A 14,958-nucleotide genomic window follows, 5' to 3' on the forward strand; every position below is an offset into this window, starting at 1 on the left:
TCTACACCTCGCCTTTATTAAAATGAAAATACAACGTTAAAATAATATTGCATAAAATCTGGATTAGTGTTGGCCTTGCTTATGACTTTAATAACATCTTCTTTAGTGAGAAGAGCATTTTTCATAGCGGCATAACTAGCTGCACCTGCAGCTGGATTACCTAAGGCACCAACAGCTGATAGATTAAGTGCTGTTCCATCAGATACTTGCGCGCCAGTGGCCAAGTCATCTAAAGCTCTAAAAACAGCATTTTTTCCATTTCCAGCTTCAAAATCATGTTTTGCGGCAGTGATTTGGAAATTTACTAATGGATTTGGTTTATAGTGTAAACTTAAAGCATAAACTGTCTTTTCGCCACCCATAAATATGGCCTCAGTATTTGCATCAAACCAATCGTATCTACCAGCAAGCATCAATTTATCAGTAATTTGAAAAGTTGGCTCAATATAGTACTGACTCTTATTAGACACTAAAGTATCTCTTAAAGCTGATGTTGCTGCGGCCGATAAATAGGCCAGTAAGGCCGTACTTGAACTGCCAGTTGCTGTTTTGGCCAGATTATAAGCTTTTACAGCGTTGTCTGTACAATCAAGATTTGGATCCCCTCCTGATACTCTAATGGCCTCAGATGGTGCAGATCCAAGTGCTGCTAGCACGTCGTTATAAACGGCAACTCTATAAACTGCATCTGCAACTTGTTTTGCAGAACATCCTTGACCTGAGAAAGTATTCTCCTTAGACATCTGGTATTCACCTTTCAGTCCAAATCTACCAAATCTCATCGTTGTATCAAATGCATAGTTCGTAAAAGAAGATCTACGACGTCCATGATAAATAGATGCACCAACATCTATTTTGTCACCTAAAGTAGTAAATCCAATTCTTGCTCCAACATTGATGTCCTCTGGATTTCCAGAAAGGTCAACTTCGTTGACTACTTCTGATGAAAGGACAGCACTTACACCTGAGTAGGCCTGAATATTAAGTTTACTAGAACCTAGTCTAAATTGTTTCTGATACTGTACACCATCTAAGATAAAGTCAAAGAAGATCCCGTGTGAGGCACCTCTTAACATAGACTCTGGAAAGAATGGTACTCTTTCAGCAATTGGAGAATATGTGTTTGAGTAAGTTCCAAATGGAGCAAGCATACGTCCAAACTTGAAATTACCAAAAGATGTTTTGTACATACCCCACATACGGTAAACTATCATTTCAGTCCATCTGTCACCTTCATATGTACGAGCTGCTGAATCCCAGTCATCTCCATATGTATTATGCCAGAAAGAGGGTACCAACAAGTATTCAAGATTGTCAGTGATATCACCTGCAAAGAACAAATCCATTCGGTTATTCATTGTCGTAATGGTGTCATCTACCTGAAGATCCTGTTGTGAAACTCTAGTCTTGTCAATTGAATCTACGGTTTCACTTTTTACCATCGTAAATTCAAACTTCATCGCACCTCCAAAGCGCGATTTTTTAGCGTCGATCGAAGTCATTGGATATTTACCACCCAACTTTTCCTCAACATCAAAGAGACGATCATCAATCTCAGTGATTTGGTTAGCTTTCGCTGCGTGCGTGAACCCAGCAAGTACTGCTAACAGCATACTGATTTTAAGCATAGCTCCTCCAATTCAGTATAAGTTAATATTAAACATTAAGATTGTTTCTGTAAGAAAACTTAAAGTCAACTATTTGGCCTGATTATTTTTTTTATATTGATCTATATGAATATCCGTAGATTTTGCTCGGATTACTTATGCTGCTTTCTTTCCTCGTTCATAACTTACTTGTTGGGCATGGCCTTCACGATCATATTCCATCCATGTTCCTTGTTTTAAATTTTCAGAATAATCACCTTCTGCAAGTTTGCCACCATTACCATAGTAAAAAACCCAAGGACCTACTTTTTCACCTAACTCATAAAGTCCTTCAACCATAAGATTGCCTGTTGGATAATAATGTTTCCAGATACCATGACGCTGTTTTGATCGCATCTCACCTTGTAATGCTAAAGTTTTTGTTTCTTGATAGTACATGGTTACAATTCCTTCCTTAGGTAGTGAGCTCATTGAGTCACCATTTAAGATTTCTTTTGGAGGAATGTGCCAGTTAAATGGAGTTATTACGGCATCGTCTTGTAATTTTCTTATTGTCTCTAATATCTTGGTTCGAGCTGTACGCATTTGTGCTATGTTAATATTAATATTTTCTGTAAATTCTTTCCATTCTCTTTTGATTTTTTCACTGGCCTGATTTAAAAAATCACTCTCATAATGGGTCTGAAAAAAGGCAAATGCACATGTCTGAACAGAATTAGGTAATGCCTCAACAACTTTATCAAAGTCGGACTCATTTAATTTAAAGAGAAAACGAAAAGAAATCAAATTATGATAAATCCATACCATGTACATTGGATCTTCTAATATACCACGCTGCATAATGTCTTTAAATTTATCATACGGAGTCGTTTCTAAATTTTTAACGAACTTTTTTAATCCGACTTCACCATTTTTTTTGTGCTTGCTTAAAATTCCCATATTTGTATGATAACAAAAAGCATTTGAGTTTGCCGGAGGAAAAGATTTCTTATTAACTAGAGGATAATTTTATTTGGATGTTTCCAATCTTCATGCCAATCAGTTTCCCCCACAAAAATGGGAAATTCACTCATTTTTAACATTGGTAGATCTGGTTTTGAATTTCCAACACAGATGAATACAGGTTTTCCTAGAGATTCTAAAATTTCTTTTTTCCCATTACCTGCAGATAAAATTCCTGAATACTCTCCAGTGAAAATATGATTTCGATCTTCCTTAAACTCCATCCCATATACTTTTAAATTTTTATAAGTATCTAATAAAGGGGAAAAAAGGAGGCGTGGTGAACCCGTTACAATAATCACTTCAAAATCATCTGATATCAAATCAATTAAAAGTTTTTTCACCGGAGCGATCCATCTTGGTGTGAATATGTTTTCCCACCATTCATAAACAAGTTCATGAAATCTATTCTTAGAAAGATTTTTAAAAAACTTCATATAAAATGCACAGGCCCCAACTGGGTCAGTTGTAATCATTTCTTTATATTCATCCCATAGACTTCCATCTATGTAATGAGCATTTTTAGGACAATTAATTAGGTATAGCGCAAATTCATCGGCAATATCATCTATCCAAAGCGTACCATCAGCATCGAAAACATTTATGAATTTACCTTTTTCGAATCTTGAGAGACTTTTCAATTCTTTTAATAATTTTTCCATGAATGTGAATCTAACATTATTTTAAAACCAAAGAAAGCTTTAATAGATGATTTCTATCATTAAATGTTTTGTGAATTTGCATATGATTCAAATGAAAAAATACAGTTTGAAGTCCAATAAGATGTCTTTGTATTATACTTCCATAAAAATCTAACACATTATCAGTAAGTTGTTTATAGTGGCCAATGTCTAATTCTATTTCACAATGTTGGGCATCTCTAACGAAAGAAATCAAACCTACTTGTGAATCATATTTATGATAGTTTTTAAAAAATATTTCAATTAACCCGAAAATATCACTTGATTTCAAATATTCGTTTACTAACTCTCCGTGTATTTCATAAAGATCATTCAGGTTTTTAGGTACGTATTTCTCAACCTTATAGGTCTCGTTAGATTTATATGACAAGTATAAATCATTTAAGAATTGTGGGCCAAATGAATAGTCAAGAAGAATACAGTTGAATGCATTTAGTTCTAACTGTTTAAAAAATTCATTACGTTTTCTATGATTTAAATTATGAATTAGGTCAAGACAAATAGGTCTTAAAAACCTTACTGATAAGGACACATTCTCTTCATATTTTTTTGGTCCTAAATTTTGATCTACAAGGACTTCATTGTCAAAATGTTCTATAACTCCTGAAAAAAGTGAATTGGGATGAATACAAAAATATTCACAAAATAACATCCAGTGATATGCAGAGGGCATCATGTTCGCGGACTCAATTTTCGATAAATAGGACTGACTGACGCCTAAAATTTCAGCGAGATCAGATTGAGTAAAATCTTTGATTTTTCTAATTGATTTAAATATTAGTGATATATTTTGCAAAGTCTCTTGTTCACTTTTATAAAACATAATTTACACCAATGATCAGATTTAATAACTTAAAATCATTATGAGAGCTTGTTTTAAATATTCCTAAAAGAATGCGATCTAACAAAATTCTTAGGCTAAAGGTCTAATATTTACAAGAGTATACAAATCTAACCTTAAACCAAGAATCATACTTAAAGAAAACGAGACGAATGCATTAAAACCAATGTTTAGACTTGTAAGAGAACTATTTGAGGCAGGAATAAAAGATGAAATCAGTAATATGGTGTAAATTTACACATTACTCAAATAGCTTTGGAGACGCAGGATTAGAGATATCTAATATTAAAAAACCATTGGATTTATCTGAAATATACACGTTTTTGTCATCTTGGGTAATAAGGGCCTTAAAAGCAATATCTTTTGTAGTATATGTTGAGACCAAAGTCGGTGAATTTGGATTTGAAATATCTAAGATAACAATACCATTGCTGTAGTCAGCTACTACGGCATAATTTCCATCACTCGTAATATCAACTCCAAATGCATATCCATTTGTATTATAAGACGCAATTTTAGTTGGAGCTGTTGGATGAGATATATCGACCACTATCATACCAGAAGCATAGTCTGCTAAGTATGCATAATTGCCATCACTTGATAAAACGAGATCAAATGCATATCCAGTGGAATCATATCTTCCTGCAAGTGTTGGCGAATTGGGGCTCGAAATATCAACAACAACAAATCCATAGTTGTAATGAGCTAAATATGCATAATTGTTATCAGCTGATAGTTTGATCCCCACTGCTGAATCAACAGTATCAAGATGTCCTACTTGGTTAGGTGATGCCGGATTTGAAATATCTATAGCTACAATTCCATTTCCAGAATCAGCAACATAAGCATAATTATTATCGCTAGAAATTGCCACGGCACTTGCAACACCTGCTGTATTATAAGTGCCAACTATGGAGGGGGAAGTTCTATTTGAGACATTAATAATTACCAGACCTGTTGTACCGTCAGCAATATACGCATAATTATTATCACTGGATAATTTTACCTCACTAGAGAGTCCTGGAGTGTCTATAGAACTTAAAAATTTTGGAGACTTTGGGTTCGAGTTATCCAATATAACCAAACCTTGGTAAGCATTTGCTACAAACACATATTTCTCATCACTAGACAAAGAAATGTGTCTGCTATCAGAAATCGTCCCGTAACTACTCACTAAGGTGGGTGAACTGGGCGTTGCAATATCTATTGAAAGAAATCCTGATGTGCCATCAGCTAAAAAAATTGTATCAGTATCTTCATCTACTGAAAGACTTTGAGAAGCTCCATTTGTATCCAAAACTCCAATTTGAGCGGGGGCATGAATATCTGATACATCTAATATGAGCAGACCAGAAGTATCATCAGCAACATAGGCAGTTTGCTCATCACTTGATAAATGTATTCCCTTGGCCTTTCCACTTGAGTTATAGATGCCGGTTTGTGAAGGTGTTGCTGGTGCTGAAATATCAACAATAACGACACCTGCTGTATCATCTGCAATATAAGCTGTATTTGCAGAGTTTGATAATTCGACATCACTTGCAATTCCAGGAGTATTATATGTTCCCATTAAAGAAGGTGAGGCCGGATTTGTTAAATTTAGAATTTGAATACCTTGTAGGCCATCAGCAACAACAACTTTTGAATCATCTGATGAAATTTTAACTCTACTTGCGTTTCCGGGTGTATCGTAACTCCCTACAGTTGAAGGTGAATTCACATCAGAGACATCTATCACTACTATACCATTAGTATCGTCTGCAACGACTGCGTACCGATCATCACTGGTAAGTGCAACGCCATAGGCCTTACCAGCAGTATCAGCAATAACTTTTTGTTGAGGTGAATTTGGATCAGAAATATCTACAATAGTAAGACCATTAGTATCATTGGCCAAATAAACATGTTTACCATCTCTAGCAATGGCCGTCTCTCTTACTGGGGCTTCATTCTCTAGTCTAGAGAGTAACTTCATATTTGATCTATCCGAAGTATCATAAATTTCAAGACCTTTGTGTCCCTTGGAGATAAAAGAATGTGTACCATTATTTTTTACATCCAATACTTCTCCACCGAATCCGTTCCAAGATCCTTCAATTCCTTGTGAAGTTACATTTTGATTTCAGTCAGTCGACTCAGCATTAAATAGCTCAATATTTATGCTTGTTTTCCCACAACTGATCAGTAAAAATAATATTAAAATATCTCTTTTCATACTTTAAAGATATTACCACAACATACTGGAATTTAAGATTTTACTAAATTGATCTAGCATTTCACTGATTTAGACTTTTCTGGAGTTGATAGGCATTTGAAGAAAATTTCAAAAACTGCAAATTTAAATTGCTAGCTTCAGTCGATTTCTTTTAATTTCGAACAGATATCTATTAGAACACTATTTTTTTAAAAAACCAAGTGAATGTACTGGCGATTGTGAAATCTTTAAACGTCTCTTATTATAAAGTTCCGTTGTTTTGACAGAACTATGACCTACATCTTGAGAAACCCTTAATAGATCAACTCCATTTTCGATTGCACTACCTATATAGGTCGCTCTAGCACTATGAGCAGTAATATGTTTTGTAATGCCGGCCTTCAGTACATATTTTTTAACAATATAATCGATGGATGAAGGTCTAAGAGGTCGATTTAAAGCATCAGTATTATTTTTATATTTTTCATTTGGATTTTTACTTGGCCTTAAAAGCCAGTCCTCCAAATGAACTTCATGATTACTGGCCTTAAGTTGATGAAGATACTCAAATAGAAGATCGACTGTTTCATCTGGAACTAGCTTTTGTAAAATTTTTCCACCTTTGCCGATAACTTGTATAATATATTGATCATCTCTTATTGTTTTAAAATCTTTAATTTTTAAATTTATTAGCTCTGACTTTCTAATACCAGTTGAAAACAGCAAATAGATTACGCAACGATGCAATAATGATCCATCCGTATCTACTGATTCAAAAAGCCTCAACACTTCTTCATCACTTAAATCATTTGTTTCTTTGCAAACTTCTTGTTTTGGTCTGCGAATATGGAGACATGGGTTAATATTCATGACAGATTTTTCACATAAAAAGTTGAAGAAGGCCGAGATTGAACTTATTTTTCGAGTCGTGGATTTAGGTGTATAATCATTATTTTTCAACCAATCTTTAAATGCTACAATATGAATTTTTTGACTTTGCTCAATACTCAAAATATTTTTAAAATTTTGCTTAACAAATTGAGCGTATTGAGCAATGTCATTTCTGTAGGCCAATCTGGTATGGGGAGAATCAAAATTTTGAAAAAATTCAAATTCAAGTTCGTTAATTTTTAGTTCTTCTATTCGGGATAAACTGATAGGGGAGTAAATCTTTTTAGTCAAATTCATCAATTTTCCTTTTGAAAATTTTATCGTCTCTTTCTTAGAAATATTAATGAAATTAAAGTGAGCGGAAAATCAAATCACATTGAGCTTTTTAAGGGCCACAGAATCCACTGTAATGTTTGGTTTCTCAAATTGTTGATCCCTTTTCCAATTGGCCTCATTGCTCCCACCTTGAGTGGGTATAGTTGATAAACCGAAAATATCCTCCACATAGGGAGATTTTGTTGCCGCTTTCTGAGATTCTGAAAGTCTTTGTTCTTCAATTTCTCGAATATCATTTCTTAATCCACGAATTTCTTTAGCAATATCTCGATTATTGATTGTTCTTTGTGGAAGATCTAATATTTTTGGAAGTTGAATTGACATAACATACCTTTTTAGACAGTTTATCGGTTTGTCATAGACAAACCTTGAGTCTACATACTCTAACTACTCAATAATACATACAAGCGGACAAAGCTAACCCAGAATCAAACTTGAATTTTGATCATATTTGGCCTATATCTCAAAAAACAACTCAGGGGACATATATGCAAAAAATTATCTATTTAATTTTCGCTTTTGTGTTTACATTGGACCTTTTCGCTACTGATCCTCAATTCATTTTTGATCCTGAAGGTTTTGAACTTACAAAACTAGACTATCGTAGATGGCAACGTGATGAGTTCATGATTAAGTACATTTATCCAGTTATTTCTGATGAAAAACAAAATGAGCTAGTTTTAAACGCAAAATCGGACAGAAAAAAAAGTAGACTGGCCTATGATGCTTTTGATTTTATAAAATGCTCTCCCATCAAAAATGTAAAATTAACCTATTTCTGCATTTTTTTTCATAATAATACAATGACAGATGCTCTTGCTAGATTATCAACTTATTACGAAGGAGATGGACATCATCGTGCTGGAACATTTGTTAATTTAGAATCAGATTCTGCTCATTACTTAGGAAAAAATTTAATAGCTGGTCACAATATGAATAGTACATCCATGAGAAACTTTTTTGAATTGGCCTCAGCAAAGAATGAATTTCTGAATCATCGTGAGAGACGATTCAAAGAAAATGTTTTTAAGCAACTTGAAGAACATTCAAATGGACAATATTATGAATTTATTACAGCTTCGATTCAAGGAGATCACAGAAGAACACTCTCTCATGAAGCCGATCATGCACTTTTTGGTTCTTATCCTGAATATAGGGATGCGGTTTATAAATTCTGGGATGAGGTCGTTACAGAAAAAGACAAAAAAGGGATGATTGAGATTCTCACAGATGTGATGCATTATCCAAAAGATGATGTTAAAGTTCTTCGAGATGAGTTCCAGGCCTTTATGCTTATGGAAGGAGCTGAATCTTTGGCCTTCTATGAATACATTGGAAAATATCAAGAGAAACTCTACAAAACTTTACTTAAAACTGGAATTAAACCAGCTTTTAGAGATGGGCCAGATATCCCTTTATGTGAAGATAAAATGAAAGGTTTTAAGAATAAAATATTGAAAATGTTTATCCGTTGATATCAATTTAGACTGATTAATTCATATCCAAATATATTCAAATCATGTATAGCAGGGATAACTTTTAGATATCAATCCTAGATCGTGGAGTGAATATGATTAAAACAATTTTTTTCATTTTCTTTTCAGTCACTCTTGTAGCAAATCAAGGCCCTTTTAAACATAATTTTAACCTCGATAAAAATGTAGTTAATTTTATTGATTACATGAACGATCCTCATAAATTTAATAAGGACAATTACATACTGGTCCTAAGATATATATTTCAGAATCTAAAAGAGTTACCAGTAAACTCATTTAAAAAAGAATTTGGAGAAAAAGGACTTAATCGAATATTGAATAATATTTTTAATGCCCGTATGATATTGAGGCAAAAAGTCAAAGAATTCTATGCAGATGGTCATCTAACTCTCGAAGGTAATAATCAAGTTAAAAATATGTTCAGATTACTAAGATTTCTAGAAGATACAATAGGGGAGTTATACACTAGGCCTAATCGATTGAGTTCCCTTTCAGGTGTTCATCCGAAAATTACGAACAATCACTTTCCTTGGACACTTAATAACTCTAAATACAGTGATTTTGATGTCAGACAAGATCTTAAGGCGGGAGATATACTATTATGGAGAGGAGAAACAAGTGTTTCAGCGGCCATTGCTCGTATAGGAGGCCATTATCCTTCTCAATTTTCACATGTGAGTATTATTCATGAAGTAAAAGGTAAGTTGCTAAATGTCGAAGCGGTTATAGAAGCAGGTACAATTAATTATTCAATTGATAAAATATTCAAAAAATCTTCAGCTCGAATGGTTGTCTATAGATACCCAGATGAGAAAGTGGCCAGACTTGCAGCAAAATTCATTTTTGATAGAGCTAAACTCTATGAAGAGACTCACGGAAAATCTGTTCCTTATGATTTTACTTTCGATACAGAAGATTCTGCCTGTTGGTATTGTTCAGAATTAGTTCACTATGGTTACAAAGAGGCCAGTTATTATTTAGGCCTTCCTATATTAGATATTCCGGCCTTTAAAACACAATTTGATATGAAAAATAGACAATTTCTTAATCATTTGGGAACAAATGCTTATGAAGGTTTCCAACCAGGGGACATTGATTTAGACCCGAGATTTGAGCTTGTTGCTGAATGGCGTAATTATAATAGTGTTTATGATAATCATATCAAAGATATGATTTTTTCAAAAATGTATGAGTGGATGGAAACTTACGAATACAATTTTATACCTAATACTAAAAATACAGTATTGGCATGGATCGCCTATAAAATAAGAAGGATGCCTTCGATTGGAAATATTCCTTTAATCAAAAAAAATATGTCTCTGGAGATGTCAATTGAAACACTGAGTACAATCATAACCATGGATTCGACTATGAAAACAATATTTAGTAATGTTAGACCGAAATTGATTCAACACTTGAATGAAACGGGTTTTTCTATGTCGGCCAAGGAAATTATGGACCTTATAGAAGAATTTAGAGAAGTAGATCTTGAACTATATGTAAAACAACGTGGATTGTGTCAGGATTTATTTGAAAGCAAAAAACAAAATTTTCGTCGTGCAAAATTTCATAATAATCTCAGACCTAGAAATCCTGAAAAAATTTATAGGTCTCAAAAAATCATTCTAACCAATTCATAACTTGAATTTTTAAAGTTAGTTTTCGATAATTTTTATGTTGTATATCACCCATTTTTCTGGAGAGAGAATTTTGAAAATGCTAATTTTTATATTTATGATGTATTCTTACTCAATTAAAGCAGAGCTCAAGGATTCCTCAATTAAACTTAAAGGTGATATTCGCTACCGAAATGAAAGAATGTCGTCTGGAACAGGCAGTTCTAAAACCACATTGAACAGAGATCGAATACGTGCAAGAATTAAGGCCAGTGGTAGTGTAAACGACCAAATTAAGGCAATTATTGGACTTGCAACTGGAAGTACTGGTACAAGTTCTATCACTTCGACAAACCAAACTCTAGAGGGAGGAGGATCTAAAAAAAGTATCACTTTAGATTTGGCCTATATCGACTGGTCTATTTATAATGGAATTGGATTATCTGCAGGAAAAATGAAAAATTACATCTTTAGTCCTGTAAATAGTGATCTCATATTTGATAATGATTATACCCCTGAAGGTTTTTCAATTTATGGTGCGCATCAATTTGAACTTGTTGATTTTAATTATATTTTCTCAAGACATTGGATAAACTTCAAAGAAGATACTGCCAATATTATTCTTAATGCTCCACAGATATCACTTTCATATAAAGGCCCTGTTTTCATCAAATTTGGTGGAGGATTTTTAAAATATAGTTCTATTAAGAATGAAACAGTCATTGTTGACAAAGGAAATTCATTATCGGCCCAAAACAAATATTTAATGGGTTTTTCAATCTTGCAAATGTTCACAGAACTAGAATACACATCTGGTGACTATATGGTTAAGTTTTTTTACGAATTTGCCCACAATAAGGACGCGATAAAAGTCTCACCGTCAAAAAAATTTGAAAATAATGCTTATCTTCTGGGAACTCAACTTAGTTTCAAAAAGTTAAGTTTGATCTATGACTATAGATCAATTGAAAAAAATTCAATATTAGGAGGTTTTGGTGAAGGTGACAGTTGTGGAGGAGTAACAACTTGTAGAGGCCATCGATTAAAATTGAAATATGGAATAACTCAAAACACCCATATCTCAGCGGTTTATTATGATATGAAAAACACGAACTCCAAATCTCACTATAATAAAATTCACACTGATTTTGAATTCAAGTTTTGATTATTCTGAGAGATTTATATATTTGATATCTAAGTTAAATTTTACTTGAGAACTTGAACAATCGGTATTGATATCATCATCACCTGTAACAACAAAGCTCAAAGAATGAGCTGAATTCTTAAGATTTTCAAGCATGATTTCTTTAATTTTTTCAGAAGCAATTGAAACCTGAATGACTCCATCATTTTCAGTTTTAGGCCATCTACAGTTAGATCCAATATTTCTGCCAAGACAATATCCTGCCTCATGTATTACATTTCCAACGCTTGGTTGTTTGGCAGGTGTATAGATAAGTTTACTCCAATCATAAATATAATAATCAAAGTGGGGATGTTTATCGAAAATCATTTTTTTGGTTCCAAATTCATCATAACCTTCAGAGACCATCCAGTTATTTGTTGCAACGACGGCATTATCAAGTAATAGTAAGAAGTCGTCGTCATAATTCATGCTTGATTGGGGAGAAGTAAATGAAATATCACAAATAGCAATATTTGGAGGTAGTTCAAAAACAACATTACGCTCAACTCTCGCTGTTATTTTTGCATTGATTCTGTCTCCATTATCTGCTGTATTCCAAGGACATGAACTATAATTGGCCCCAAAATTGGCCTCAATAACTTTTGAATTTACTTCACCTTTGCACAAATCTTTGATCACCTTAACTTGCTCATCTTTTTCGAGATCATCTAACTCATCAACAGTTGGGGCCTTTCCAAATAGGACCTCTTTGTCTTTGATAAAAAATTCAGACTGATCTGTACAAGATACATTCACGATTGTTAAGAATGAAATAAGTATTTTTCCCCTCATAATTTAGCATGATAGCTCAAGCTATAAATTAATTATAATTCTATATAATTTCAGGGGGTTAATTTTAAGGAGATAGTGAATGATTGACCAATTTTCAAGGCATCAAATTTACAAACTATAACGTCTGAATTATATCATAGGCCTTCTGTTTTTTGATTTTTTTTGCTTTCTTTAAAAGTTTTGTCTTTTCGTCTTTACTCACTTGAAACTTATTACTAGTTATTAAAGTTTTTTAAAATAATATTATCTTTATCAAGAGTGCTTCGAACTATTGCATTATCTATAATTCTAAAATCATCTTTTTGATCTTTAATAAATTTAATTATATTTTTTTGTTTTAAGGTTTTGATGAGTAAAGAATTATGATTTATGGATGAATACTTGGGTATCAAGTATATTAAATAGACTAAATATGGGCGAGGTTGATTTGAGAAAGAAAATTCAATTTTTGTTATATCAATGTTTATGTAATTAACCTTTAATACAAATATTAACCATTTTGAGATTTTACAAAAGTCAAAATCAACACTCTATGAGTTATAATTTCTATTATAACTCATAACATATATGACTCCCGATATGACTCATTAAAAAGGATACCAAAACAAGATATTAACAAACCAATGAATCAACTGTTTGGCCTTGCAATATTACATTTGATAATAAAGGGGAATGCATGCATCCAATAATGTTAATTGATGAAACTATTCATGACCCCAAATTAAAAACTTATCTACATAAAATGAATATCACCAATAATATTGGAGTCTCTCAAAAAAAAGAAATATTTGAAAAACGCTTTCAGGCCCTCAAAGGCAGTCTAGTTCCAAGAGGTTTAATAATCTTTCCTACAGGATTTAAAAGTTTTACATATACGGAATATAAAGGCTGCTTACTCTTCCCAGATCAGACTTACCAATGTCAAACTATAGACTAATGTATTTGTCCTTCAAAAGTATTAAAAAAAATCGCCGAGAGTTGTCGACATTTCGTATCAAGCAGTATTTTAAAATTGGTTTTTCTAATTGAGTAACTGCAATTATTCTACTTTCTATTGAGAGTTGAGTCATGTCGAAATATTTATCGGATAATATTTCTAGCTTAAAACATCCAGGGAAATCACTTAAACTAGACCAATATCTCGCCTTTAGAGAAACTACCCTTCGGTATCCTTTTTATCTGATTCAACTCGACGTAAATACGCATGTTTGAATGCTTCGACGTCATTTAAACATTGGATATCACATATTAATAGATTTTTTTACTCTACATCTGCTTTTATTTGCCGATAAGTGACTATGAATTTAATATGGCTAAATTCCCCTTTACCTCTTATAAACTCGAGCTACTATCAGTTTCAAAAATTAAAAGAAGCTGGATCAATAGCCTTTCAAATCAGTGTTTTGCTTGAAGCGGCAGAAAAAGTACATAAGGATAGTGCTGAGGTTATGGCCAGACCAGTGAACACAACTAGTGTACAAGTCAATTTGATGAAAAAACTTAATATAATATGATTAATGATTCCAGATTTGATTCAACCTTTGATCTCTACCACAATTCCATCGATATAGTTTATATCTGACGGGATTTTTTTTATAGTAATCTTGATGATATTCTTCATTGCCTTTCATTGGAAAAAAATCTGTTGTATCTAGTATCGCCGTTGCTATTGATTGGCCAGGGAATCTATTTTCAATACCTTTTTTGCTTTCTTGTGCTATTTTTCGTTCTTCTGAATTTGAGACAAATATTGCCGTTTTATATGTTGGGCCTTTATCACAAAATTGTCCTTCTGAATCAAATGGATCTATATGTATCCAATAGTAATCTAAAAGTTCTTTGTAATTCAATTTCTTAGAATCGTAAGTTACTCTGACAACCTCATAATGGCCTTCATGGTTCCCCCTATAAGTTGGATTCGCTTCTATCCCACCAGAGAAACCAGAACTAACATCTGTGACCCCGTTAAGCTTTTCAAAATCGGCCTCCATACACCAAAAACATCCACCTGCAAAAATAGCGGTTTTCTTCTCCGCAAATAATTGAGATTGAAATATGATAAAAATACAAATCAATTTTTTTATGACAGATAATTTTCCTTTCATTTTAATACTCCTTCGTATTTCAATATAAGTGTCCTCGTCACAAAAAATGTTACATTTTTTTCATAACTATCTGATTATAGAAGAACAATATTTAAAATGCATATCTTTACTTTAAATTGTAAAAACAAACATTTGTTTTTTGTTGGAATTTTTTAATTATTTTGATAATGGACTATGTTTTCTATGAAATA

14 protein-coding genes are annotated in these 14,958 nt (G+C 32.9%); 5 read left to right on the forward strand and 9 right to left on the reverse strand.

The genetic code is table 11. From position 1 onward, the window contains the following. Positions 1-17: 17 nt before the first annotated feature. The 7 genes from H6622_13900 to H6622_13930 form a co-directional block, all read right to left on the reverse strand. Positions 18-1,628, reverse strand: a complete 1,611-nt coding sequence (locus H6622_13900; protein ID MCB9062612.1) for a hypothetical protein — start codon at positions 1,626-1,628, stop codon at positions 18-20. Positions 1,629-1,763: 135 nt separating this feature from the next. Next, positions 1,764-2,546: a hypothetical protein gene (locus H6622_13905; GenBank protein ID MCB9062613.1), complete on the reverse strand. Its 783-nt coding sequence runs from the start codon at positions 2,544-2,546 to the stop codon at positions 1,764-1,766. A gap of 56 nt (positions 2,547-2,602) precedes the next feature. Next, a complete protein-coding gene (locus tag H6622_13910) occupies positions 2,603-3,271 on the reverse strand; it encodes a haloacid dehalogenase-like hydrolase (protein ID MCB9062614.1) in 669 nt (222 codons plus the stop codon). A 16-nt stretch (positions 3,272-3,287) separates the two neighbouring features. Beyond that, a complete protein-coding gene (locus tag H6622_13915; protein ID MCB9062615.1) occupies positions 3,288-4,133 on the reverse strand; it encodes a helix-turn-helix transcriptional regulator in 846 nt (281 codons plus the stop codon). Positions 4,134-4,392: 259 nt separating this feature from the next. Next, positions 4,393-6,213 (reverse strand): hypothetical protein, encoded by a 1,821-nt coding sequence (locus H6622_13920; GenBank protein ID MCB9062616.1) that lies wholly within the window; start codon positions 6,211-6,213, stop codon positions 4,393-4,395. A 333-nt stretch (positions 6,214-6,546) separates the two neighbouring features. Then, complete coding sequence (locus H6622_13925) at positions 6,547-7,533, reverse strand: tyrosine-type recombinase/integrase (GenBank protein MCB9062617.1); 987 nt, start codon at positions 7,531-7,533, stop codon at positions 6,547-6,549. A gap of 69 nt (positions 7,534-7,602) precedes the next feature. Then, positions 7,603-7,896: a hypothetical protein gene (locus tag H6622_13930; protein ID MCB9062618.1), complete on the reverse strand. Its 294-nt coding sequence runs from the start codon at positions 7,894-7,896 to the stop codon at positions 7,603-7,605. 164 nt (positions 7,897-8,060) lie between these two features. Here H6622_13930 and H6622_13935 point away from each other — a divergent pair, with 164 nt between their 5' ends. The 3 genes from H6622_13935 (at position 8,061) to H6622_13945 (ending at position 11,849) form a co-directional block, all read left to right on the forward strand. Further along, the gene (locus H6622_13935) at positions 8,061-9,047 is read left to right on the forward strand and encodes a hypothetical protein (protein ID MCB9062619.1); all 987 of its coding nucleotides are present in this window, start codon (positions 8,061-8,063) and stop codon (positions 9,045-9,047) included. A gap of 95 nt (positions 9,048-9,142) precedes the next feature. After that, complete coding sequence (locus tag H6622_13940; protein MCB9062620.1) at positions 9,143-10,708, forward strand: hypothetical protein; 1,566 nt, start codon at positions 9,143-9,145, stop codon at positions 10,706-10,708. A gap of 70 nt (positions 10,709-10,778) precedes the next feature. Further along, entirely contained in the window at positions 10,779-11,849 is a 1,071-nt protein-coding gene (locus H6622_13945) for a putative porin (protein ID MCB9062621.1), read from the forward strand. Here the strand turns inward: H6622_13945 and H6622_13950 are convergent, their stop codons facing one another. Next, positions 11,850-12,662, reverse strand: a complete 813-nt coding sequence (locus tag H6622_13950; GenBank protein ID MCB9062622.1) for a hypothetical protein — start codon at positions 12,660-12,662, stop codon at positions 11,850-11,852. It lies immediately after the preceding gene. A 676-nt stretch (positions 12,663-13,338) separates the two neighbouring features. Between H6622_13950 and H6622_13955 the strand changes: the two genes are divergently transcribed. Together H6622_13955 and H6622_13960 are read left to right on the forward strand one after the other, a co-directional pair. Next, complete coding sequence (locus H6622_13955) at positions 13,339-13,599, forward strand: hypothetical protein (GenBank protein ID MCB9062623.1); 261 nt, start codon at positions 13,339-13,341, stop codon at positions 13,597-13,599. A 361-nt stretch (positions 13,600-13,960) separates the two neighbouring features. Continuing rightward, on the forward strand, positions 13,961-14,176 hold the full coding sequence (locus tag H6622_13960; GenBank protein MCB9062624.1) for a hypothetical protein: 216 nt from the start codon (positions 13,961-13,963) through the stop codon (positions 14,174-14,176). Here the strand turns inward: H6622_13960 and msrA are convergent, their stop codons facing one another. Next, complete coding sequence (gene msrA, locus H6622_13965) at positions 14,177-14,767, reverse strand: peptide-methionine (S)-S-oxide reductase MsrA (GenBank protein ID MCB9062625.1); 591 nt, start codon at positions 14,765-14,767, stop codon at positions 14,177-14,179. Positions 14,768-14,958: the final 191 nt, after the last annotated feature.

This window comes from Halobacteriovoraceae bacterium (assembly GCA_020635115.1).
Taxonomy (GTDB): domain Bacteria; phylum Bdellovibrionota; class Bacteriovoracia; order Bacteriovoracales; family Bacteriovoracaceae; genus JACKAK01.